General features: G+C 63.7%; 23 protein-coding genes and 1 riboswitch. Of the genes, 12 read left to right on the forward strand and 11 right to left on the reverse strand.

What is annotated here, in order from left to right:
- Positions 1 to 237 precede the first annotated feature (237 nt).
- The 7 genes from ACESL9_RS10590 (at position 238) to ACESL9_RS10620 (ending at position 9,144) form a co-directional block, all read left to right on the forward strand.
- Positions 238 to 1,236: a helix-turn-helix transcriptional regulator gene (locus ACESL9_RS10590; protein ID WP_372611624.1), complete on the forward strand. Its 999-nt coding sequence runs from the start codon at positions 238 to 240 to the stop codon at positions 1,234 to 1,236.
- 248 nt (positions 1,237 to 1,484) lie between these two features.
- The gene (locus tag ACESL9_RS10595) at positions 1,485 to 2,615 is read left to right on the forward strand and encodes an exonuclease SbcCD subunit D (protein ID WP_372611622.1); all 1,131 of its coding nucleotides are present in this window, start codon (positions 1,485 to 1,487) and stop codon (positions 2,613 to 2,615) included.
- Positions 2,612 to 5,224: an AAA family ATPase gene (locus ACESL9_RS10600; protein ID WP_372674811.1), complete on the forward strand. Its 2,613-nt coding sequence runs from the start codon at positions 2,612 to 2,614 to the stop codon at positions 5,222 to 5,224. Before ACESL9_RS10595 ends, ACESL9_RS10600 begins: the two co-directional genes overlap by 4 nt.
- Positions 5,225 to 5,488: 264 nt before the next feature.
- A riboswitch (TPP riboswitch) is annotated at positions 5,489 to 5,601 on the forward strand.
- The gene (locus ACESL9_RS10605; RefSeq protein WP_372611618.1) at positions 5,592 to 6,200 is read left to right on the forward strand and encodes a YkoF family thiamine/hydroxymethylpyrimidine-binding protein; all 609 of its coding nucleotides are present in this window, start codon (positions 5,592 to 5,594) and stop codon (positions 6,198 to 6,200) included. It overlaps the preceding riboswitch by 10 nt.
- 61 nt (positions 6,201 to 6,261) lie before the next feature.
- Positions 6,262 to 6,846 (forward strand): ECF transporter S component, encoded by a 585-nt coding sequence (locus tag ACESL9_RS10610; protein ID WP_372611616.1) that lies wholly within the window; start codon positions 6,262 to 6,264, stop codon positions 6,844 to 6,846.
- On the forward strand, positions 6,821 to 8,410 hold the full coding sequence (locus ACESL9_RS10615; protein WP_372611614.1) for an ABC transporter ATP-binding protein: 1,590 nt from the start codon (positions 6,821 to 6,823) through the stop codon (positions 8,408 to 8,410). Before ACESL9_RS10610 ends, ACESL9_RS10615 begins: the two co-directional genes overlap by 26 nt.
- Positions 8,407 to 9,144 carry an energy-coupling factor transporter transmembrane component T family protein gene (locus ACESL9_RS10620; RefSeq protein WP_372674812.1) on the forward strand — a complete coding sequence of 246 codons (738 nt, stop codon included), beginning with the start codon at positions 8,407 to 8,409 and terminating at the stop codon, positions 9,142 to 9,144. Before ACESL9_RS10615 ends, ACESL9_RS10620 begins: the two co-directional genes overlap by 4 nt.
- Before the next feature lie 29 nt (positions 9,145 to 9,173).
- Here ACESL9_RS10620 and ACESL9_RS10625 read toward each other — a convergent pair whose 3' ends face one another.
- Positions 9,174 to 10,037 (reverse strand): sigma-70 family RNA polymerase sigma factor, encoded by an 864-nt coding sequence (locus ACESL9_RS10625; RefSeq protein ID WP_372674813.1) that lies wholly within the window; start codon positions 10,035 to 10,037, stop codon positions 9,174 to 9,176.
- A gap of 58 nt (positions 10,038 to 10,095) precedes the next feature.
- Between ACESL9_RS10625 and ACESL9_RS10630 the strand changes: the two genes are divergently transcribed.
- Genes ACESL9_RS10630 through ACESL9_RS10640 form a run of 3 tightly spaced genes read left to right on the forward strand, consistent with a single transcriptional unit; the run spans position 10,096 to position 13,145 of the window.
- Positions 10,096 to 10,722 (forward strand): MarR family winged helix-turn-helix transcriptional regulator, encoded by a 627-nt coding sequence (locus tag ACESL9_RS10630; protein ID WP_372611608.1) that lies wholly within the window; start codon positions 10,096 to 10,098, stop codon positions 10,720 to 10,722.
- Positions 10,723 to 10,741: 19 nt separating this feature from the next.
- Positions 10,742 to 11,875 (forward strand): P-loop NTPase, encoded by a 1,134-nt coding sequence (locus tag ACESL9_RS10635; protein ID WP_372611606.1) that lies wholly within the window; start codon positions 10,742 to 10,744, stop codon positions 11,873 to 11,875.
- On the forward strand, positions 11,868 to 13,145 hold the full coding sequence (locus ACESL9_RS10640) for a DUF6522 family protein (RefSeq protein WP_372611604.1): 1,278 nt from the start codon (positions 11,868 to 11,870) through the stop codon (positions 13,143 to 13,145). Before ACESL9_RS10635 ends, ACESL9_RS10640 begins: the two co-directional genes overlap by 8 nt.
- A 198-nt stretch (positions 13,146 to 13,343) precedes the next feature.
- Here the strand turns inward: ACESL9_RS10640 and ACESL9_RS10645 are convergent, their stop codons facing one another.
- Both ACESL9_RS10645 and ACESL9_RS10650 read right to left on the reverse strand, forming a co-directional pair.
- Entirely contained in the window at positions 13,344 to 13,703 is a 360-nt protein-coding gene (locus ACESL9_RS10645) for a DsrE family protein (RefSeq protein WP_372611602.1), read from the reverse strand.
- Positions 13,704 to 13,734: 31 nt separating this feature from the next.
- On the reverse strand, positions 13,735 to 14,178 hold the full coding sequence (locus tag ACESL9_RS10650) for a DUF302 domain-containing protein (protein ID WP_372611600.1): 444 nt from the start codon (positions 14,176 to 14,178) through the stop codon (positions 13,735 to 13,737).
- 310 nt (positions 14,179 to 14,488) lie between these two features.
- Between ACESL9_RS10650 and ACESL9_RS10655 the strand changes: the two genes are divergently transcribed.
- Positions 14,489 to 15,379: a class I SAM-dependent methyltransferase gene (locus ACESL9_RS10655; protein ID WP_372611598.1), complete on the forward strand. Its 891-nt coding sequence runs from the start codon at positions 14,489 to 14,491 to the stop codon at positions 15,377 to 15,379.
- A gap of 454 nt (positions 15,380 to 15,833) precedes the next feature.
- Positions 15,834 to 17,474 (forward strand): winged helix-turn-helix domain-containing tetratricopeptide repeat protein, encoded by a 1,641-nt coding sequence (locus tag ACESL9_RS10660; RefSeq protein ID WP_372611596.1) that lies wholly within the window; start codon positions 15,834 to 15,836, stop codon positions 17,472 to 17,474.
- Positions 17,475 to 17,611: 137 nt separating this feature from the next.
- Here the strand turns inward: ACESL9_RS10660 and ACESL9_RS10665 are convergent, their stop codons facing one another.
- The 8 genes from ACESL9_RS10665 to ACESL9_RS10700 all read right to left on the reverse strand — a co-directional run bounded on the left by ACESL9_RS10665 (position 17,612) and on the right by ACESL9_RS10700 (position 22,933).
- The gene (locus ACESL9_RS10665) at positions 17,612 to 17,932 is read right to left on the reverse strand and encodes a hypothetical protein (RefSeq protein ID WP_372611594.1); all 321 of its coding nucleotides are present in this window, start codon (positions 17,930 to 17,932) and stop codon (positions 17,612 to 17,614) included.
- A gap of 63 nt (positions 17,933 to 17,995) precedes the next feature.
- On the reverse strand, positions 17,996 to 18,337 hold the full coding sequence (locus tag ACESL9_RS10670) for a MerR family transcriptional regulator (RefSeq protein WP_372611592.1): 342 nt from the start codon (positions 18,335 to 18,337) through the stop codon (positions 17,996 to 17,998).
- Positions 18,334 to 19,281 carry a DnaJ C-terminal domain-containing protein gene (locus tag ACESL9_RS10675; protein ID WP_372611590.1) on the reverse strand — a complete coding sequence of 316 codons (948 nt, stop codon included), beginning with the start codon at positions 19,279 to 19,281 and terminating at the stop codon, positions 18,334 to 18,336. The genes ACESL9_RS10670 and ACESL9_RS10675 overlap by 4 nt, the downstream gene beginning before the upstream one ends.
- Before the next feature lie 82 nt (positions 19,282 to 19,363).
- Positions 19,364 to 20,722: a Do family serine endopeptidase gene (locus tag ACESL9_RS10680; RefSeq protein WP_372674814.1), complete on the reverse strand. Its 1,359-nt coding sequence runs from the start codon at positions 20,720 to 20,722 to the stop codon at positions 19,364 to 19,366.
- A gap of 62 nt (positions 20,723 to 20,784) precedes the next feature.
- Complete coding sequence (locus ACESL9_RS10685) at positions 20,785 to 21,276, reverse strand: Hsp20/alpha crystallin family protein (protein WP_372611586.1); 492 nt, start codon at positions 21,274 to 21,276, stop codon at positions 20,785 to 20,787.
- Positions 21,277 to 21,313: 37 nt separating this feature from the next.
- The gene (locus tag ACESL9_RS10690; protein ID WP_372611584.1) at positions 21,314 to 21,712 is read right to left on the reverse strand and encodes an Hsp20/alpha crystallin family protein; all 399 of its coding nucleotides are present in this window, start codon (positions 21,710 to 21,712) and stop codon (positions 21,314 to 21,316) included.
- Between the two features lie 15 nt (positions 21,713 to 21,727).
- Positions 21,728 to 22,153 (reverse strand): Hsp20/alpha crystallin family protein, encoded by a 426-nt coding sequence (locus ACESL9_RS10695; protein WP_372611582.1) that lies wholly within the window; start codon positions 22,151 to 22,153, stop codon positions 21,728 to 21,730.
- 441 nt (positions 22,154 to 22,594) lie between these two features.
- Complete coding sequence (locus ACESL9_RS10700; protein ID WP_372611580.1) at positions 22,595 to 22,933, reverse strand: lysozyme inhibitor LprI family protein; 339 nt, start codon at positions 22,931 to 22,933, stop codon at positions 22,595 to 22,597.
- Between the last annotated feature and the right edge of the window lie 422 nt (positions 22,934 to 23,355).

The raw sequence follows: 23,355 nt of genomic DNA on the forward strand, positions 1-23,355 counted from the left end.
GCTGGCAAATGGTGGGACACCCAAGGCCAAAACAGCCGCGTGTCAGTCTTCGGAATCAAGCGTCTTGCGGGACACATTGATCCATATCCCGTGTGTTTTTGAAGTATTATTGAAGCTCCATAAGGATTCAATTCAAGCGCAATCCACGAGTTGACAGTTTTTTTTCTCATGATCAAACCTTTCAAAAGTCTTCGTCCCCGAAACAGACCGGGAGGCCAAACTGTCAAGGGAACAAGCATGTCCTATTCCAAAGCGTCTGACCTCCTGCGCATCGCCGATATGGCGATGGCCAGTTTCGAAGGCATTTCCCTGCGCGACATCACCCGGGAATTCGGTTGCGATCATCGCACTGCCCAGCGGATGATGCGCGCTTTCGAGAGCGTGTTTTCGAACGTGGACGTCCTCGATGATGCCGAGCGTCGCCGCCGCTGGCGTCTGCCACGGACCGATCCAAGATGGCTGCAGGCCCAGGGGATCAGGGATGGCGAACTGGCCGCGCTGGATATGGCCGCAAAGCGCGCCGAGCGCGACGGGGCGCCCGACGACGCCCAGAGGCTGCACGCGCTGAGAGACAGGTTGCTGGCGGCCATGCCCGCCAGCCACGCGCGCCGGACCGAAGCCGATGCCGAGGCGCTGCTGGAATCGCAGGGTTTCGCCTCGCGCCCCGGGCCGCGGGTCGTGTCCGACATGAAACTGCTGGGCACCCTGACCGAGGCATTGCGGGCCCCATGGGGGTTGAAAGTTCTCTATCGCGGTGCGCAGGACGAGGCGCCAAAGCTGCGCCTTCTCGAGCCGCATGGCCTGCTGCTCGGGATCCGACGGTATCTGGTCGCCCGACCGTCGAACGGCGATGGCCGCATGCGCCGTTTTCGGCTCGACCGAATCCATTCTGCCGAGATCATGGGGCGCAGTTTCGCCCGCGATCCCGATTTCGATCTCGATGCCTTCGCGGCCCGCGCCTTTGGCTCGTTTCATTCCGATGCGGAATTCGGCCCGGTGGAATGGCGGTTCACTCCAGAGGCCGCGCCAACCGCACGGCAATTCGTGTTTCATCCACACCAGGAGATGACCGAGGCGCCGGACGGTTCCTTGACCGTGCGGTTCAGAGCCTCGGGGCACTTGGAAATGGCGTGGCACCTTTACACGTGGGGCGACCAGGTCGAAGTCATCGCGCCGGATGCACTACGCGCCATGGTTAATCATTACCGTCGCAGTGACTTTCCAGCGCTTCCATAGAGCAGTCAGGACTCCAGGATTTCCGTTTCCTTTTTCGCCATCTCTCTTTCGCATGCTTTTCGTTATCCTGTCCTTTTCATTCGGCACACCGTGGGATTACAATCTCACGGAGGTAGCCCAATCATTAAACGAGGAGCGAAGCAGAAATGGGCTTGGGGCCCAAGCCATGTCAGCTTCTGACGCCCCCATGAGCGACTTATGACGCATTGGTCACACCATGACCGCAGAATCACCTTTCAGGAGCTGCCATGACGTTTCGATTCATTCATTCCTCCGACCTCCATATCGGCCGAAGATTCGCGAACATTCCCGAGCCGCCGGATGGCAATATTCGCGGCCGTCTTATGGAGGCTCGGCATGGCTCGATCGGTCGGCTGGCGATGGCAGCGCGCGACCGTGGTGCAAAGCATGTGCTGCTGGCCGGAGACACGTTCGATACCGCCACGCCGTCCACCCCCGTCATCCGACAGGCGCTCGCCGCGATGGCGGATGCGCCCGACGTGACATGGTGGCTTCTGCCGGGCAATCACGACAACCTCCGTGATGCCGAGCCGCTATGGGAGGCGATCTGCCGGGACGCACCCGAAAACGTGATGGCCCTTACGGATACGCAACCCCACGATCTCGGAGAGCAGGCCACTCTTCTGCCCTGCCCCATCAGATTTCGCTCCGGCGCAAGCGACCCGTCCGAGCCTCTGGTAACGATGGCCAGCGACGAAGGCCGGATGCGCGTCGGCCTGGCGCATGGCGGCGTCACCGACTTCACCGAATCCGGCGACGCGATTGCCCCCGATCGTGACCGCAGCGCGCGGCTCGATTACCTCGCTCTTGGCGACTGGCACGGCCGAATGGCCGTGTCCGACCGGGTGCACTATTCGGGCACGTCGGAACAGGACCGCTTCAAGCATGGTCGGCGGGGCGTCTGCCTGTGCGTTGAACTGGATGGTCGGGGCGCCACGCCGAGGGTGGATGAAATCGAGACCGGCGCATTCCTCTGGACGGAGGTGGAGCTGCCGCTGCATCCCCGGCAGGACGCCGCCGCGGCGCTGGCCAGGGTATTGCCACCCGCGGGCCGGCGCGACATCATGATGCGTGTCATGGCCACCGGCTGGGCCGGGCTTCCCGACCGGGCAGATCTCGAACGCGCCGCGCATCGTTGCGCGCCCGACTTCGCCCATTTCGAACTGGTGACCGATACGCTCGGCACTCACTACGAGTCCGCCGACCTTGACGAGATCGACCGGGCGGGCGCACTGCGTCTGGCAGCCAACATGCTCAAGGACGATGCCGAATCGGAGGCTCTTTCGCAGGAGAACCGCGAGGTCGCGGCCGACGCAGTCGCCCGCCTTTACGCTTATGTGCGGGAGGCCTCGGAATGAAACTGCGTTCCATTACCCTCGACAACATCCGCCGTTTCGTCGAGCCGGTGCGCGTCGCGGATTTCAGCGACGGACTGAACGTGCTGTGCGAACCCAATGAGCACGGCAAATCAACGCTTTTCGATGCGATCCAGGCGCTGTTCTTCAAGCCGCATGGCTCTCGCGACAAGGAGGTCAAGGCATTGCGCCCTCATGCGGGTGGCGCGCCAGAGGTAACCATCGAGATCGAGACAGACGATGCCCGCTTCACGATAACTAAGCGGTGGCTGCAGAAGCCCGCTGCCAAGGTCCACCGCGGCGGCACCCTGATCGCACAGGCCGACGAAGCAGAAGCCTGGATCGCCGATCTGCTGGGCGGGGATGCCGGCGGGCCCTCGGGCCTGATCTGGGTCAGGCAGGGCATGACCGATCTCACTGGCGGTTCGACCAAGGAGCAGAACGCGGCGCTGGAGGCGCGACGCGATCTGATGTCATCGGTCGGTGAAGAGGTCGAGGCGATGACCGGCGGACGGCGCATGGACATGGCGCTTGCGCGGTGCCGCGAGGAACTCGCCGGCTATGCCACCAAGACCGGACGTCCTTTCGCGAATGGTCCCTGGAAGGCCGCGCAGGACCGCGTCGAAGAGTTGACTGCGCGGCACGAGGATCTGGCAGCGACCGCGCAGGATCTGCATGACGCGCTGGCCGAGCGCAAACGGGCGCGGCGCGCCCTGCGCGACCTCGAAGATCCGGAAGCCTCCAAGGACAGACGGCGAAAGCTCGACGCGGCCCGCGCAGCCCATGCGGCGGCAGAACGCCACGCGGAAGAGCTCGTTGCCGAGGCGCGCAAGGTGGCCATGGCGCGCCTGGAGGCCGACAATGCCCGCAAACTGCTTGAAGGCTTCCGGGAGGCCCGCACCGAAAGGACGAAAGCCGCAAAGGAGGCCGAGGCGGCAGAAAGAGACGCCCAGGATAAAAAGGCCGCGCTGGACAAGGAACGCAAGGCACGCGATACGGCTGAACGCGATCTGGAGACTGCCCTGCAAACGCTGAAGAAGGCCGAAGACGAACATAACCTCGCCCTTCGCGCCAAGGCTGCCCGCGACGGTGCGGATCGGCGAAGAGAACTGGAAACCCGCATCGCCAAAGCCGAGGAGGCACGCAGTTCCATGGAGCGGGCCGCAGCGGCGGCGCGCTCCGGTCCTGATGCGAAGGCTATGAGCCAGATCGAAAGCCTAGCCGCGGCCCATGCCACGGCGATCGCGGCACGGGATGCAACGGCAACGCAGGTCATTGCCCGCTACGCCGAGGGTCGCGAGGGGGCGATCCGTACCGACAAGACCGCCCTGCCCGACGGGCAAGCCGTGCCCCTCCCGCGCGCCACGCGGCTCAGGATCGAAGGCATAGGCGAGTTGGAGGTTCGCCCCGGCGATGCCGATCACGACGACTCGGTCGAGGCTGCCGCCGCGGCACTGCGCAAGGCACTTGTCGGGATCGGTGCTGACGATCTAAAGGCGGCCCGCGCCAGTGCCGCAGCCCGGATCGAGGCCGAACGGCGACACGGGGAGGCAAAGGCCGTCCTGAACAGCCTTGCACCCGAGGGGATCAACTCCTTGCGCGATGCGCTTGCGAAAATCCCGCAGGTGGATGAAGACGCCGACGCGCCTGACCTGGCCACGGCGGAGGCCGCGCTGAAACACGCGCGTGCCGCCCAAGAAGTAGCGCGCATCGCACGCGATACCGCGTCTGAACGGGTATCGGATGCCCGCAACGAGGCCACGAAGGCAGAGGCGGCGCTCACATCGCTCCGTGAGCGCCTTAAGCGGGCTGAAGAGACGCTGTCAAGATACGGCGATACGACGGAAGACAACCTCGCCTCGGACATGCAGCGGACTGCCGAGGCGCTTCAAGCCGCCGAAACGATCCATGCGGAGAAGGCACGCGACACCCCAGATCTCACCGGTAGCGAAGCCGCGTTGAAACGCGCGGAATCGGTCGAACAAGGCGCACGGGAGGAAATTGCCCGCCTGAAACCGCTTATGGCCCGACTGGACGAACGGATTACCCGGTCCTCTGGCGATGCGGTCGAGGAACGCCTGGCCGAGACCGAACAGGAGCTCAGGGTGGCCACCGCCACCCTTGCCCGGATCGAACACGAAGTTAAGGTTTTGCAGCGGCTGGAAAAGGCGCTGGAGGCGGCCCGCACCGAGGCGCGCGAACGATATTTCACCCCTATTGCAAAGGAATTGAAGCCACTCTTGCACTTGCTCTGGCCCGAGGCCGAACTGACCTGGGGGGAGGAATCCCTGCTGCCCGACGCGCTCATCCGCGAAGGTCGGGAGGAGCCGATCGACATACTGTCGGGTGGCACACAGGAACAAGTGGCGCTACTGGTGCGCCTCGCTTTCGCCCGTATGCTCGCCGCCGCCGGCCGGATCGCGCCGGTGATCCTCGATGATGCACTTGTCTTTACCGATGATGACCGGATCGAACGCATGTTCGACGCCCTGCACCGGCAGGCAGGGGATCTGCAAATCATCGTCCTGACCTGCCGCCAGCGCGCCTTCCGCGATCTTGGAGGCAACGCGCTGCGCCTCGACCGCCCTTCCAATGCAGAGACCGCCGTATGATCAGGGATAGCGGAAGGATCCGCCTCTCCGGATCCGACCACATGCTGTTCATGTCCTGCTCACAACAAGATTTGCGTGAAATGTCACCACGCCACACCACCCAAAGGAACATCTTCCGATTCAAACACCACTCCGGCGCGCCAACGCTCCTGTCCTAATCCAGCGCGATCGGCAGAGCGTGCGCTCGCCGGAAACAGCGGAATCCGGGCTGGATCCCGTCAGTCTCCTGATGCGGCTTGACGTTTCGGGCCCGGTCTGAATTACTGAGCACACGCAGGGGAGCTCCGTAGCGCCGGGGCTGAGATGCAGGACGCAAGTCCTCGGACCCTTGAGCTGATCTGGGTAATGCCAGCGGAGTGAGGTGAACATGTTTTCAGGGGCACAAATCTCGTTATATCCGATGTCGGACGATTTCGTCGACATCATCCTTGGCGCACTCAACGCGCTGGAGCCTTGGCGAGATCGGCTGAGGCTCGACACCGACCATCTTTCGACGCTGATGGTCGGCCCGCCCGAAGTGATGTTTCCGGCAATGCGCGACCTGTTCTGCGCGGCCGCTCGAACAGACGTTCATACGACCATGCACGCCACCGTTTCGCGGGGCTGTCCGGGCGAACCTGACGATCCGATCTGCCAGCCGGTGACAGGCCAGAAGCGTGATATGAGAATGGCAGACCGCATTGCCGCCAGTCGCGCAGCCGTGGCCCATGCAGTGCGCACGGAGCAGGACATCGCGGCACAGCTGTCGCTCTATCCTCTCGGGGTCGGACACCACATGGACGAGATCTACGGCTGTATCGAATTCCTGAAGGGCTCCGGCGTGTTCGACCGGTCCAAGAATTTCTGCACCGCGTTGCGCGGTGATGCCGGCCCCGTTTTCGAGACCCTGGGTCAGGCCTTTACCAGTTTCGGATCCGAGACCGGGCATATCGCCATGGACGTGACCGTATCGGCAAATTCACCGAGCGTCGCGTGATCCCGTCGCCGGAAACGCACCCGGCCATTCCACACCAAATTCTCGATCAAAGGAGGCTGACATGCCCAACCAATCCATCTGGACTCTTCGCGAAACGTTGATCGTCGCCGTGCTGGGGGCGGTATTCGGCGTGCTCTACCTGGCGTGGGTCCAGGTCTGGCTCGTTCTCCAGGCGGTTTTTGGCGCGGTGACCATGGATGTCGTGATGGGGTTCTGGTTCATCGTCTCGATCGTCGCGGCGGCGATCATTCGCAAGCCCGGTGTCGCGCTGATCTCCGAGGTCATGGCGGCTGCGGTGCAGGTGCTCTTGGGCAGCCCCGCAGGGCTTCTCCTGCTGTTGACCGGGCTGGTGCAGGGCGCGGGGGCCGAGGCCGTATTCGCCGCGACACGGTGGCGGCGCTACTCGCTGCACGTCTTGATGGCGGCCGGCATGGGGGCAGCGTTCTTTTCCTTTGTCTATACTTGGATAAGATTCGATTACGGCAGCCTGGCGCCTGGCCTGCTGGTGGCGATGTTCGTGCTCCGGCTGGCGTCGGGCGCGTTGCTCGGCGGGCTTCTGGGTCACGTCATCGTCAAGGCGCTCTACCGCACCGGCGTGCTGTCCGGGCTTGCCATCGACCGTGACCGTCGCGACGCACATGCCTGATGCGCTGGCCTTTGACCACGTGTCACTACGCCACTACGGGGCGACCAACGATGCGATCGGGCCAGTGTCTGTTGCCCTGGGCGAGGGCGAGCGGGTGCTGTTGCTCGGCCCTTCGGGCTCGGGCAAGTCAACCCTTCTCCAAGCCGCAACCGGATTGTTTCCCGAGTCCGTTCCCGGCGCCCGTCGCGGAGCAATCGAGCTTGGCGGGCGACCCGTAGAGAGTCGCAGGCCCTCCGAATGGGCCGATACCTGTGGCTACCTTTTTCAGGACGCGGGTCAGTCGCTTGCCGGGTTTACCGTGCGCGACGAAATCGCGTTCGGCCCCGAGAACCAGGCCATCGCGGCTGCGCTTATCCCGGAACTGGTCACAATGGCCATGGCCCGTGTCGGCATTCCACAGACCTGGGCGGACCGACGCATCATGACCCTCTCAGGCGGCGAGCGGCAATCCGTGGCACTGGCTGCATTGCTGGCACAAGGGGCGCCTGTCACGCTCGCAGACGAACCCGCAGCCAGTCTCGCCCCGGCAGCGGCGCGGCGGATGGCCGATCTCCTCCTCGCGTCGGGCAGTACCACACTGGTCGTGGAGCACAAACCTGGCCCGATTCTCGACCAGATCGACCACTGTGTCGCCTTGGGCCGCGACGGGCTCGTGATCGCCAAAGGTTCCCCCCGCGAGATGATGGCGAAACATGGCGCGGCCCTCGCCCGGGCTGGAATAGCCCTGCCGCTTGCCACGCAGTTGCACCTTGCCTTGCCGGACGTGATCGCTGCAGATGTTACCCTGAAGGATGCGCTCGCTCGCATCGCACCGCACCATGCCCGACGGCTTCGGGATTGTATCCTGCCCACCGGGCACACAGCAGGCGAGACACTTGTCACCGTTGAAAATGCGGCCTGCGCACCGGCGTTCGGGCCGGTCGTCCTGCGGGAGGTGTCGCTGTCTCTACGCGCCGGCGAAGTGCTGGCGATCCTCGGACCCAACGGGGCGGGCAAGTCAACCTTGGCGGCATGTCTTGCCGGGTTGCTGCCACCCCGCGCCGGTCGGCGGACCGGGCCGGCAGGAGCAGTCGCGTTCCAGAACCCCGAAGCGCATTTCAGCCGGGAATCTGTTCGTGCAGAGCTCGGCAGTCCTTGGCGCGCACCCGAGGCGGTCAGGCAGATCCTCGACCGATGGGGCCTGACGGCGGTAGCGGATCAGCACCCCTTTACCCTGTCACAAGGCCAGAAACGCCGCCTTTCACTGGCGCTTCTGGCCGAAAGTGACCGCTGGCCCGTGCTGATTCTCGATGAACCAACCGCAGGTCTCGATGGCGCATCCCAAGCGGCGCTCGGCCAACGAATCAGGGCACTGGCCCGAGACAGGCGCGCGATCGCCGTCATCAGCCATGACCTTGATTTCGCCCTATCCGTGGCCGACCGGGCCGTCCTCTTGGCAGATAGCGGGCTTTGGTTCGATGGCCCGTGCGAGACGCTGATGCGCGACAGGACGCGCTTGGCGAGGGCCGGACTTTTACCGCCGGATGCAGCCCCGGTCCTCGATTGGCTTCAGGACGCATGTTGAAGGCATTTCATCCCCTGCCAAAGCTCGCGCTCTGCCTCGCCTGGATCGCGGGTTCGCTCCTGATCTTCCAGCTCTGGTTCCAGGTTACGCTCTTCTGTGCCGCATCGGCACTGCTGCTGCTCGACGCGCGCATCCCACCGCGCCGCCTGCTGGTTCTGATGATCCCTTTCGTGCTTTTCGGCTTTGGGTTCTTCACGACATCGGTGCTGTTCCGCGCCGAGTCGGGCTTTGCCGTTCAGATGGCGCAGGAGCAAGGCGGCACACCTGCGGTCGCGCCGGGCCTCGTGTTGTTCTTTCGAGTTCTCGCATGTGGCATGACCTCGGCGGTCTTTGCCCTGACAACGGACCCGGGGCAGTTCGTTCGTGCCCTGATGCAACATCTGCGGCTGCCCGCAGCGATGGGTTTTGCCCTGATGCAGGCCATGCATATGGTGCCGGATCTGCGCGGCGAGATGCTTCAACTGCGAATGGCTCGCGCGATTCGCCTCGGCCGCCCCCTGCGGCGCATTCCGACGCCGGCAGAAGCGGTTGCCCTTGCCATTCCCCTTCTGGCCTATGCGATCCGCCGCGCCACGCGCGCCGCCCTGGCTTTCGAGGCGCGCGGCCTGCACCCGAACCGTAAAAGGAGCCAACTGCCGCAGCCACCGATTACGCGGTCCGACTGGGTTCTTCTTTCGGTCGGATCGCTTTTGCTCCTTGCGATGACGGCAATGCCATTGATCACTGCTACATGAGCGCCATGCCCGGCCAAACCGCCGCGGTTTCAAATGAGGTTTTCAATCCCGAGATCGCGCAGCCGCATGGCCGCACGCAACCGCTCGAACCCTCGTTCGCGAAGCTGCCGCACCCGTTCCTTTGAGACCCCGTATAGCGCACCCAGCCCCTCCAGCGTCGCTGGGGGATCCTTCACCTGTGTCGCGACGATGATGGCGCGTTCGCGATCGGGCAGTGCGCCCAGCGCTTCGACAAGCATCCGGCGCAGTTCCACCGTTTCCAGGTTTTTCAGGGCAAGTGGCCCATCGAGGCTGGCCGGATCGACCAGCGATGCGATGCGATCCGCGCCACCTTCTTCCCCGGCCGGCACATTCAGAGATTGGTCGCTTCCCCTGATCTGCGCGCGCAGCGCTGCCGCCTTTTGCGTATCCACACCGAGTGCATCGGCAAGCCGAGCATCGGCTTGTGACTGTTCGAGATCGGCATCGGCACTCATCTCGGCCTCGAGACTTGCGATCCGGGCAGCCGCCTTGCGCGTCAGTGCGGAATTCGGCCGCCTTACAATCGATCTGTTCGCGCGGGTGTAGGCCTGCACCTCGGCCCGCGCCCACCAGATCGCGTAGGTCGCGAACCGGATGTCGCGCTCCGGGTCAAACCGATCGGCTGCCTTTATCAGCCCGAGATTGGCCTGCTGAACCAGGTCCGGGTCAAGCTCGCCCGATTTCTTCGGCCCGGCACGTCTTGCGACCGAAGCTGCCAAGGGCGCAAAGGCCGTAATCAGCCTATCCCGTGCGCGCCTGTCGCCGCGGTCCTGCCAGTCGCGAACCAGTTGGCGTTCATCCGCAGCGGACAACATCTTGGAGGTGGCGATGCGGCGCGCGCCGCGGCTGAGTTTCGTGATCGGCTTGTTCATGGCAAACACTGCTTTGATTTCGAATCCAAACTAGTCTGGCACACTGACAATTGTCAAAGTGATTTCGATCCGCTATCATTTAGATATGTTCAACGAACCACGTGGCCCGGATCGAATCGCCGAACTGCTCGTCCATCTTGGGCGCGCGGCGCGTAGCGAGAATTCCCAGTCCGACTTGACGGCGGCACAATGGACCTGCCTTCGCTTCCTTGCCCGCGCCAACGGCAGCAGCCGCACCCCGTCGGCCTTCGCCAGCTTCCAGGCAACGACGCGGGGAACGGCATCACAGATCATCAAGTCACTCGAACGCCGCGAACTGATCGCACGAACCCGATCCGAGCGTGACCGGCGCAGCGTATCCCTCGACCTGACGAACCGGGGGCGTGAGATGCTCGAAAAGGATCCGCTGGGCGACCTGATCGGTGTGATCGACAGCCTGGGACCCACGGAACGCGATCACTTTCTCGTGACCTTGTCCCGCCTGTCATCGGCGCTGGCCAAGCGACGGGACGGTCCCGCATTCGGGACCTGCCAGGACTGCAGTCATTTCGGAACATCCGGGGACACTGCGTTTTGCGCCTGCATGGCTGCGGAACTGGCAACAGAGGACACAGCCAAACTTTGCGCGAGCTACACCCCGACGCCGGGATCACCAAACGAAGGAGGCCGAAATGGCGCAGCCTGATAAAACAGCAGAACCCCGCATGATTGCAATCAGTAGCGGCAAGGGCGGCGTGGGAAAATCCACGGTCACGGCCAATATCGCAGTTGCCATGGCGGATGCCGGCCTTTCCGTCGGTGTGGTGGATGCCGACATATACGGCCCGTCAATACCGCGTATGCTGGGTATCGCGGCGGCCAAGCCCACCATGTCCCCGAACCAGAAGGTCATTCCAGCCGAGGCGCATGGCGTGAAGGTTATCTCGATGGCGATGCTGACCGATGACGAAGCACCCGCCATCATGCGCGGGCCGATGGTGACGAAATACCTGCAGATGTTCGTTCGCCAGGTTGAGTGGGGGGCGCTCGACGTGATGCTCCTCGACCTGCCACCCGGGACCGGCGACATCCAACTCACGCTGGCGCAGGCCTTTCCTTTGGCGGGCGCCGTGGTGGTCAGTACGCCACAGGATGTCAGCCTCAAGATCGCGAAGCGTGGCCTGCGCATGATGGAGCAGGTCAATGTGCCGATCCTCGGCGTTGTCGAGAACATGAGCGGTTTCACCTGCCCGTCCTGCGGAACCGTCACCCACATCTTTCACCAAGGCGGTGGAGAGGCGATCGCGGAGGAACTCGGCATCGCCTTTCTCGGCAAAGTGCCGCTCGACCCGGCTGTGGTCGATTGCGGCGATGAGGGCACACCGCTGGTGCGCGCTGCCCCCGAAAGCCCGGCTGCGGACAGCTATCGGCGCATTGCCGGCGCGCTTGCGCAACCAGAAGCCGAGACAGCGGGGATCACCACACCTTTTGCCTGGACACTCGCCGACGACGCGGGAAAACCAGTCGCGGCACCGGCCAGCCCGGGCGGCCCGGTGGATCGCCTGGCAGCGCTCGATCACGACGACGCTGGCCTGGTCCTGCGATGGGCCGATGCGACCGAACAGCGTCTTGCCGATCGCGACCTGCGTCTTGCCTGTCCCTGCGCGCAATGCCGCGACGAGATGACGGGCGCACAGCTACTCGAGCCCCAGAGCGTGCCTCTCGACACAAGGATCACCCGGATCTGGAGCGTCGGAAACTACGCCCTCGGCATCGCATTCAGCGACGGCCACGACAGCGGCATCTTCACGTTCAAATCGCTGCGAGCAATGCAGGGCACGGAGATGGAAGATGTCTGACACGGCCACCCACCGACGCATCCGCGCACAGGCATCGACCGGCGACGAGGCCGTGATGGGCTTCGTGCTCGACGAGAACGTGCAGGCCGGCAGTTCGACACGCCTCGAACCGGGCGACGACGCGCCGCTGGCACATGCGCTCTTCGCCCTGCCCGGCATCGCCCGCGTCGAGGTCAGCGGCAAGACGATTTGGGTTAAGGCGCAGCACGGTGCAGACTGGGCGGCGTTGAAGCCTGCCATCGCCGCGGCAATCCGGAATGTTCTCGATGAAACCGACGCGCCACTCGGTCGCGATGATGCACCCCAGGCAAAGGCGCCCGATGCAGAACTCCGCGCGGCGGTGCAGGACCTGCTGGACCGGCAGGTAAACCCCGCAGTCGCCGCCCATGGTGGCCAGATCTCGGTGGATCGGGTCGCGGATCGCAATGTCTACTTGCAGATGTCAGGCGGCTGCCAGGGTTGCGCCGCCTCCGCGGCCACGCTGCGGCAAGGCGTCGAGCGGATGCTGCGTGCCGCCCTGCCGCAGATCGGCGAGATCATCGACGTGACCGACCATGCAGCGGGAAACGCGCCCTTCTACGCGCGTGACAACGGCCCGTCGCCAATCCTGAACCGCCCCGTTCCCGAGGGTGTGATCGCCTTGGAGCAAGGCAAGATCACGGTGGATCCCGACTACCTGGCGCCGCGCCTTGGCCTGACGCCGCAGACCCTCCGCGCGGGGCTGAACAATGGCAATGTCGTTGGCGTCACCGAAATCGGGGAAGGGTCAGACCTTGGAAAATCAAGGATTACTGTGCGCAGCACCGATCGTGCCTGGGCCGCCGAAGTCGACGCCACAGGCGCGGCCCACGAAATCCCGCCGCCACGTCCAATGCCCACTTCCCGGGACAACACCCAGAAGCTTTCGGATCGCGTTCGCGCCTATCTCCAAAGCCTTGACGCGGACAAGGTGCCGATCAGCTACGGGGCCCTCGCACGCGCGCTGGGGCTATGGATGCCCGGCTCGGTCGGCAAGGTCACCAAGGCGCTTGAAACGACCATGCGCGAGGACGCGGCCACCGGTCGTCCCTTCATTGCTGCACGCGCCGTCAGTCGCGGAAGCGGAAACCTGCCGGGCAAGGGGTTCTTCGAACTGGCCCGCACCCTTTCAGGCGAGCCGCCAGAGGGCGAAAGCGAGTCGGAGTTTCATGCAAGGGAACTGCGCCGCCTGAACGAAGCGGGGACCAAAAAAACCGCTCCAATTGCTCTCGCGGACAACGCAAGAACGTAAAGTTTCAAGGTTCCATCCGTTTTTTCCAGACGAACTGCACTGGAAGCATGCGTCGGCTCCGGCTGGGCGCAAGCCGGGCGGGTCCTTTATAGCGCCTTGCGGCGTCCGCCAATCTGGGGCCGGGCGCACTTCGGTCGCCCTCCGGCATAGGTTCAACGCATCGGGAAATACCGAAAATTCCTGTCTGCATATCGGCGATCAGAAGCTCAGAGCGGCTGCCCCTGCCTTGATCCGTTCATGCAAGGCGCTCGCACCGACAATCTCGACGCCCGCAATCAGATCTTGCTGACCGTAACCACGCGCTTTCACGCAGGGCGGGCAGGCCCACAGCGTACCGCCGCGCGACAGGAAATCCGCGACCAGGTCCTTCAGCGGGTCCATGGGATGCGCATGAACATGATCCGCGGCACCGTTTCGGACGATGTCCACCGCGTCGGCCGTCAAGAAGACGGATGCGTTCAAACCCGCGGTCAGTCCACCATTGACGACCGTGAATCCGACCGACGCTCGCTCGTCCGTCGGGCCGTGGCTCATCAGGACCACCAATTCTTCTGACATGTCTGATCTCCCCTGCTTGCTCGGGTCAGTTTCAACGGATGTTCAGTGTATCCGCCAGCAACGCCTCGAAGGCCGGCTTTCCGGTCTCCACCGCCGCCTCGAGGCTGGGCGCGTCGGAAAGCTCGGTCATGAAACGAGGGTCCAGCAGGGACATTTCAGTGCCGCCGTCTTCGGTCTCATAGAAGGCCATGTTGCCACAAGGCATCATCGCCATGACATGCAGGCCGGCCTCGACGATATCGGGACCAAGAGGAAGGTAGCAGACTTTCAGCGCTGTCACCGCGCCGCCCGCAAGACCAAATTCGGCGAGAAAGAGCCAGTCCTCTTCGGCCTCGACGTGGTCGCGAACAGCGGCGACGGCTTCGGCGCGCTCCATGTCGAGCGCGTGGGTAAGGAACATCTCGTTGGCAGCGGCTGTGCCGGCGGCAAGTGCGACGGCGGTTGCAAGGCTGGTCAGCGTGATCGTGTGTTTCATGCGGTTGGTTCTCCATGTCGGATGTCGTGCCTGAATTTGAAGCGGCGCAAGCGGCGCGCTTTCATGGCAAAGGTAGCGGAGGGCACGAAGCCGGGCTTGACGGTTTCCTGATGATTGCCAGTTGAAAGCCTGGCGACGGCACAACGACCTGATATTGCAGCAGATCGCACAGGCTCACCCCGCCTGATCATCAGGAAATCACCATGGCTTCGACAAGCTTTGCAGCGTCCAGACTGGATAGAATGAATTATGTGACCCGGGCATTCTTCAGCCACGCGGTCAGGAGACATTCAGCAGAGAGGATCCAATGATGAGCATGGCCGAGACCACAACTGACGCGGCGCACGAGGACACGGAGTTCGTCCGATTCTGGAACGAGGTGCTGGCCCCGAAATTCACCCGCTTCCGCCACGTGCTGGTCGGCGGGCTCACCTATCACAGCGAGGCGGTGTTCCCGAAACTGCCCGTCAAGGCAGGCGACCGCGTGCTCGACGTGGGCTGCGGCTGGGGCGACACGGCGATGAAGCTCGCGCGCATCGTCAGGCCAGAGGGCGAGGTGGTGGGCATCGACTGCTGCGACGCCTTCCTTGAAGATGCCAAGGCCGACCTTGCAGAAACCGAAATGGACAACGTGACCTTCCTGCGCGGCGATGCGGAGGTGGCGCTTCCCGAGGGGGAATTCGATTTCGTCTTTTCGCGCTTCGGCACCATGTTCTTTGCCAACCCGGTGGCAGGGCTACGCAACATGCGCCAGGCGCTGCGTCCGGGCGGGAGGATGGTGCACATCGTCTGGCGTGACCCGGCGGACAATCCATGGCTGTCGATGGCCAAGGATATCGTGCTTCAGTATCTGCCGGCACCGGGCGAAGATGCGCGCACCTGCGGCCCCGGCCCTTTCTCGATGTCCAACGATGCGACGGTGCGCAAGATGATGGAGATCGCGGGTTACACCGATATCGCCTTCGAGCGCGTGGACGCTCCGGTCCGCGTGGGCGACGATGTCGAGGACGCCATCGCATTCCAGCTCGCCATTGGCCCGGCTGGCGAAGTATTTCGCGAGGCGGGTGACCTGGCAGAAGAGAAACGGCCCGAAATCGAGGCGGCGCTGGCCGAGGCCATCGACGCCCAGGTGCGCGACGCCGATGGCATCGTGATCGAGAGCTCCTCATGGGTGATCAGCGCGCGGAACCCGGGCGACTGACCTGTCGGCCCGTTGCCGGATATCCGCCTCTGTCCCGCGCAGGGGTTGCCAGTCACCCTTCTTGCCTGATGGACCCCTGGCGTGGAACAGCTTGATCCCCGAACTTTGCAGGCCATGGTGTCGCAAGAGCAATCGGAGATTTCAATGAGTGACGTGGATGAAACCAGCGGCCGGCCCCACTCTGCCCGTTTTCGAAGAGTCGCTCATCTTGTCGCATTTCCACTTAGCAGGACCCGGTGCAATCGCGTGGTTCCGCCAGCGCCTTGAACAGTCCACCGACAGTATCGGGAGGCTCGCAGGTCCCGGCTTCAATGCATCTGACAGGTGGTTTTGGGGGCGGTAGGGATAACTATTTCGGTTCCCGCGTTGAGTCGCGGCTTCACACGTTATATAATATCTGGACTTACAATGTGGCATATGGTCGCCAACGAGCGCGCCGCATAAGTAGAGAGAGATGGATTCACGGGTGGTCGCAGACAAGGTGATAACCGGGCGCACTCCGGCTTCCCCGGGGAATCCGCCAAAAGCCGATGCGCCAAACAAACCCACCGAGGCCATCCGGTTCGGTCGGTTCGAACTGGATTTCGACCGGTACGAGCTGCGATCGGATGATGGGCCTGTCGCGCTCGAGCCGCGTACCTTCGATCTTCTGGCACTTCTCGCCCGCAATCGAGGCCGCACCGTGACGCGCGACGAGATCTTCCGCGAAATCTGGCCGGGACGATTCGTGTCAGATGCAGCGCTCAGCAGCCAGATCCGATCCGCCCGAAAGGCGCTGGGCGACAATGGCACTCGTCAGGCAATCATCGCTACCGTTCATGGCCGGGGCTTCAGGTTGCGCAACATGGCCCTTGCCTCGGATGCCACGCCGCAGCCCCCCCGCGCGCCGGACCAGCGTGACGTTCCGGCCCCCTGCGTCGCCGTGCTGCCTTGTGACGCGCCCGGCGATGACGGGCGCGCTGCGGTGATCGCCGGTGGGTTGAACGAGGATCTCATCAACGCTCTGTCCCGCAATCGCTGGATGCACATCGTGAGCCGAAACGCCGCTTTCGCGCTGGGTCGGTCAGGCGAACCACTGGACGAGATCCTGCACCGGCTTGGGGCGGATTATGCCGTGACGGGAAGTGTGCGCCTTGCCGGGGATCGTGTCCGCTTGACGGTGCAGTTGACCGAGACCATCGGATTGCGCTGCATCTGGTCGGACCGGTTCGACCGTCGGCTGCGTGACATATTCGAACTTCAGGACGAGCTTTCGGGCCTCGTGGCCGCGCGTATCGCCAACCAGCTGGGCGTCAGTGAACAGAAGCGCGCCGCTCGGCTCAGGCCGGCAAGCCTCGGCGCCTGGGAACTCTACCAGCTCGGCACTGCCGAGTTCTATCGCTTCACCGTCGCGGGCAATCGGCGCTGCCAGGACCTGATGCGTCAGTCGCTGGATCGAGCGCCCGACTTCGCGGAACCCTATGCCAGGCTGGCCTATGCCATGGTGCTCGAAAGCGTCTATTTCGAAGGCCCGACGGATGAAGCCCATCTGGACGATGCGCTGCAGCTGGCCGAACGAGCCGTGGCACTGGACGACCAGGAGGCCAACACCTTCTTTGCATTGGGGCGGGTGCAACTGGCACGCGGCGAATACGGGCGGGCAATCGACGCGCTCGAAACCGCGCTCGACCTCAATCCCTGCCACGCACTGTCGCATTGCGGGCTGGGTGACACGCTTGTCGCGGACAACCGCCCAGCGACCGCCCTACCCAGCTTCGAGCGCGCGCTCGCGCTCAGTCCGCACGACCCGTTTCGCTGGGCGTTCATGTCCTATCGTTCGCTGGCGCACATGTTCCTCGGCGACCATGCGGCGGCCGTGCACTGGGCGCGCAGCGCGGTCCTGGTGCCGAATGCGCATTACTGGGCACGCGCCAAACTGGTCTCGTCGCTGGCACAGTCCGGCGACCGCGCCGCGGCGCGTGCAAATATTCCCGCGCTGATGCGGGCGCGCCCCGGCTTTTCCTGCGATTTTGCACGCTCGCGGCTCTTCTTCGTACGCGATCCTGAGCACCTGGAACTCTTTCTCGGCGGACTTCGTAGCGCCGGCGTTCCATAAAAAGTGAAAGCAATTCGTTTCGGGCACTTCCGATCCGGACCTCACTGTGCGCTTCGACGCTTTCGGTGCATTGTGGCAGAAGAGGCGCGGCCGGACACAGAAAATCTCGGGGTCTGGTACGTCGCCACGCCCCGGCATCACTTGGAAGCAGGCTGATCAAAGCGCGCGGTCAGGAACAGTATCTTCGTGGGGCGCGCCTGCCTTTGACAGATCCGCGCCCTTGCCGCATCGAGTTTCTCGCGCGCGGAGTGCAAACTCAGCAAGGCGCGGTCCCGATCTTCATACAGGCGCCGGACAGGGGAGCCGGGCGCCCCGATCGTGCCGCGATAGGGAATTCGTTCGGGCGGAAAGACGGCGCGCATGTCATCCAACTTCGAAGCAAGCGCATGATCAGCCTCGAGATAGCGGCGGTAGGCAACGATCAGAAGGCGTTGATATGCTGCGAGTTCTCTGTGCATGTGTTCCTCCCTGGCATGGGCAAATGCTCTGCGATACCCTTGCGGCGTACGTCCGTTTTCGTGTCAAGGCACGTCATCGGAGGCGCGGCTCTGCAGATGCGATATGATGGCGCGCCGGACATCTTCGGGCTGTTCGGCAAGCACCTCCACGAGCAGACGCAGATCACGCCGCGTCGCGTGAAGCCGGTCGATGAGCGTCAGCACAACCGGCAGCGCGTCGGAAGGCAACGCCATTTCCTTGCGCAGATCGCACAGCAGCCGCAGGCGCGCCACGTCGATCTCGTCAAAGACCGGCCCCGCCTCGCCCACCGCCGGACGCACCCAACCTTCGTGCACCCATTGCCGCAGATCGCGCCGTGTCAGCCGCCTGACCCGGGTAAGTACCATCCGTTCTGTCAAGCTCATGTCATCCTCCGCAAGTCTGCCCGGGGGTCGAGCCCGGATTTGTCCCGCCAGCGTCTTGCCAGTTCCTCCATGTCGGCGTCGATCCGTTTCGGCAAAACGATCTTCAATCGCACGATCTGGTCGCCCGCCTTGCCGTCAGGATGCCTTATGCCCTTGCCACGCAGCCGCAAGCGCTGGCCCGAGGACGCCCCCTTCGGAATGGTGGCCGAGACGGTGCCCGATACGGTCGGCACCTCAACCTTTGCACCCAGAACCGCCTCGTCGAAGGTGATCGGCAGATCCATCTCGATGTCATCGCCCTCCCGGGAAAAGACCGGGTGCGACCGCACCGAGACGGTGACGAGCGCATCGCCGGGTCCGCCCTGTCCTGAGCCCGGCCCACCCTTGCCACGCAGCCGCAGCGTCTGCCCGTCCTTCAGGCCCGGGGGAATGGCAATCTCGATCGTGTGCCCGTCGGGCATGGTGACGCTGCGCCGCGTGCCGCGCGCGGCATCGAGGAAATCGACGTCGAGGTGATAGTGCAGGTCCTGCCCGCGGGCATGGAATTCCTGGCGGAATCCGTTCCTGCCCGGCCCGCCGGCGCGACCACCGAAGAATTGCGCGAAGATGTCGGACAGGTCATCGTCGCCCATCGCGCCACCGAATCCCTGGCCGGGATCGTAGCGACGCCCGGCGTCCTGCTCGGCATAGTGATGATAATACTGGCGCTCGGGGCGCTCCTGTCCGCTGGCGTCGATCTCGCCGGCGTCGAAACGGCGACGCTGTTCCGGATCGCCCAAAAGCTCATAGGCCGCCGAGACGGCCTTGAATCGCTCTTGCTTCGCGGCATCGTCGGGATGCAGGTCAGGGTGCAGGCTCTTCACGAGCTTGCGATAGGCTTTCTTGATCTCATCCTGGGTCGCCGTTTGCGGAACGCCAAGTATCTTGTACGGATCATTGTTCATCTGTTCCTGCCTTTTTCTCCACGGTCACTCCCGCGGCTGTCCTGGCCCGGGCCGGAGCCAGGTTGATTGCCATTTGGCCGGGTCACGACCTCAACACGATCAGCATCAAGCGACCGTCGCGCACGACCGTGAGGGCGATGGCGCCCTGCGTATCTCTCAGTATCCTGTCCACGTCGCGCACCGTCACGACCGGCTGTCTGTTCACCGCAGTTATGACGTCTCCCGCCTCCAATCCGGCGCGCGCGGCGCGACTGCCCGGCGCAATTTCCGATACGACAACACCCTCGATACTGCCCCAGGCCGGGTGCGACCGGTCAAGAGGAGCAAGCTGTACACCTGGCAGCGCTTCGCCACCGATGCTGTCGCGCGTGGCCGGCGATGTAGTACCACCATCGGCCAGCCGGACATCGGCAGTCTTGCGGACGCCATCGCGAATATAGGTGATCTCAACCTCGTCATCGGGGCGGCGCAGTCCGACCTTCTTGCGCAGATCGGCCGAGCCTTCGACCGCCGCGCCATCAACTGCCACGATCGCGTCGCCTGCCTCGAGGCCAGCCCGATCCGCTGGCGTGTCGGGCTCGACCGAACTGATGACCGCGCCGGTTTCAGCCTCGACGCCAAGCGCCAGGGCCAGGTCGTGCGTCAGGTCCCGGATAATGACACCGAGACGGCCGCGCTGAACCTCACCGAACTCGACAAGCTGGTCCTTGACCGTCAGCGCCATGTTGATCGGCACGGCAAAGCCGATACCCACGTTGCCGCCCCCGTTCGGCGCGATGATCGCCGTGTTGATGCCGATGAGCTTGCCGTCAAGCGTGATCAGGGCCCCGCCCGAGTTGCCCGGATTGATCGAGGCGTCGGTCTGGATGAAATCCTCGTAGGCCTCGGGGTTGATCCCCGACCGGCCAAGCGCCGAGATGATGCCGCTGGTGACGGTCTGACCCAGACCGAAGGGATTGCCGATCGCGACGACAAAATCCCCCACCAGCAGATCCTCGGAATCGCCCAGCGGCACCTCGGTGAGGTTGTCGGCCTCGATCCGCAGCAGGGCGATGTCGGTGGCCGGATCGCGCCCTACGAGCTCGGCGTCGAAGCTGCGCTTGTCACGCAGCGTGACGCGGATCTCGTCGGCGTTCTCGACAACGTGGTTGTTGGTGAGCACATAGCCGTCGCGCGCATCGACGATCACGCCCGAGCCGGCACTCAACTGGCGCTGCGGCGGGAAGGGCTGGAAGAACGGATCGCGAAACAGCGGTGTCGACTGGGCCGCTCGCTCGGACACGACGGCGATATTGACGACGGCATCATCCACGGCGTCGATCAGGGGCGCGATCGTTGGAATGCCGCGCGCGTCGGACTCGGCGGTCGTCACCTGCGCGACCGATGGACCGACCGCGATGCCCAAGGACATGAAAAGTATCAATAAGGAACGCAGCAACATGACGGATCTCCCTATGGCAATCGCGCCACGGGCCCGCTGCCCGCGGCGCGTCGCACCCTGCATCAGGCCGGCTTCACCTCGATGCGCTTGACCTTGGCCTGCGCCTCGGGGGTTTGTGGCAGCCTGATCGTCAGCACGCCGTTCTTGAAGCTGGCCTCGGCCTTTTCGCCGTCCACCCCCGGGGGCAGCGGAATGGTGCGATAGATCGCGCCATAGCTGCGCTCGGAAAGGTAATAACCCTTCTTCTCTTCTTGCCGCTCGATCTTCTTCTCGCCCTTGATGGTCATCATGTCGTCGGTCACCGAAACCTCGATGTCCTTCATATCCATGCCTGGTAATTCCACCGACACCTCGACATGGTCCTCGGTCTCGACAACGTCGGATCTGGCCTCGCCGCCACCCCAAGGCCAGTCGAGATCGCCAAAGCGGCTCCAGAAACCTTCGAACACCCGGTTCATGTCGCGCTGCAGCGTGGCGATCGGGTTCTGGTCGTCGGTTTTCGGTTCGGGCGCATGGTCCTTGCGCGCCCAGGGAATAAGGTCCTTGATCTGCATGATCTTGTCTCCTTTCATCTGAAGGGCAGGCGCCGGATCAAGACGCCTTGACCGCGATCTTCTTCGGTTTGGCCTCGGCCGCGCGGGGCAATGTCAGGGTCAGCACGCCGTTCGCGACCGAAGCGTCGATCTTCTCGGGATCAAAATCGTCGGACAGCGTGAAGGCGCGCTCGAAATCGCCCTCGCCATATTCGGCATAGGCCAGTTGCAGTTTTTCAGGTTGTGTTGGCCGAACCTTGCCACGGATCGTCAACACGCGCTGTTCCAGCGTCACGTCCACGTCCTCGGCCGCGACGCCGGGCATCTCCAGCACCAGGGTCACGCCATCTTCGGTTTCGATGATATCGGTCAGCGGACGATAGATGCGTGCACCCGTGGTGGTTTCCGGGCCTTCCGCGGGGGTCTTGTCGACGGTTTGGGTCACGTCATTGCTCATGTGATCATCCTCCTCTCAGGCAGCCTTGATCTCGATCTTCCTGGGCTTGTCCTCTTCGGGACGTCCGACCACGATGCGCAGCACACCGTTGGCCACCCGGGCCTCGACCGTGTCGTCGCTGGCGGCGAACGGCAGACGTACAGTGCGGCTGAACTTGCCATAGCCGCGCTCGTTGCGGTGCCAGCGTGCGCCTTCCGGCACCTCCGGTGCCTTGCGCTCGCCCGAAAGCGTCAGCACGTTGCCCTTGACGGAAATGTCGATATCGGCCGGCTCGATGCCGGGAAGCTCGGCCGTTATGGCGACAGCATCGTCGCCTTGCCACACGTTCACGGCGGGAAAAACCGGCTGCCCGCGCATGGGCGCGATCCGGTCGAAATCACCCAGTACGGATTGCATCAGGGCGAAAGGATCGCGCCGGCGATTGTAAAAAGGATAATGCATGTTGAACCTCCGTTCTTTCAGCATCCTGCGCGGCACAACGCCGCGACTTGCCGAAACGCCCCGGAGGACGGACATGCAGGTCGGTTCGCCGACAATCGGCGATCAATCTGTTTCGCGTTTGCCTTCGTTCCCGTCGCGGCGAACGATTGGCGGTCCGCTCTGTCAGCCGAACCAGTCTTGCGTATCCGTGAAACCCCATCCGGGCGTTTCACGATTGATGAAGTGCTGATGATCGGCAACGTCAAGACCCCGCCCGAAAAAATCTCTCGCCGCTCGACGAGAATCCCGGCAGAGGCCGGCCGGAGATCGCGCACGGATGCCCCATTCGCTCGTCGGACGGCGGATGAATACGGAGTGGGGAGAAATGCGAACGCTGACCGCGGCCTGCCTCCAGGCCATCACGCGGCGCATCACGCGCTTGCTGCCAGTGGTCGAACGGCACTACTCAAGCAGGACACGGAGCTGATGATTGCGCTGCAAGGTCTTTTCCTCCATGCACGACCAATAGAACATTTGCGCCGCGCTGCCGCCTGCGGAAAGCTCCGGGTCGCACTCCGCGTCCCGCCTCTTGAGCCAGGTGCGCTGCTCGTCGAGGAGCGCCTGGCCGGTGCCGCGCGAGTCTGCCAGTGGCTTCACCTCTTTCCAGATCCGGTTGAGTTCGCGGTCCGCCGCCTGCCATTTTTGGTGAGCGCAGATATTGGCATCGCGCTGGGTCTGCCCATCGCAATGGGATTGTGCGACAGTGATCGTCGGTGCAAGGACACCGAGAAGGGTAAGCATTCGGATCATGGCAAATCTCCAATATAAATATTCCCAGCATAGCACCGCCACGCAGATCGGAATAGAGGCAGGCCGAGCCCCTCACCGCGCCAGAGACAGGCACCACGAGAGCGTGATCTTCGAATACGGCAGCGCCCAGCTGATCTGATGCCGGTAACTCGCTTATGTTCCATCCTGGGAACGCCACTGGCACAGGATTGAGCATGCGCGACTGCGAGAAACAGTCCAGGGTTCCGATGCTCAAGAGCTATTCACAAAAGCGCCCAGTCAGGCGCAGGCATCAGGTCCGGAGAAAATTGGCCCTGAGAGACCGCTTCCAAGCCTCCTGCCGCAGAGGCCAGTGCCCAGACTCACGCGCATAACCCTCGAAAACAACGGAAAACCCGGCCGCGGCCGGGAGGGGAGAACGCGCATCCGAGGGC

Origin of the sequence: Aquicoccus sp. (assembly GCF_041686535.1) — a bacterium.
Taxonomy (GTDB): domain Bacteria; phylum Pseudomonadota; class Alphaproteobacteria; order Rhodobacterales; family Rhodobacteraceae; genus Aquicoccus.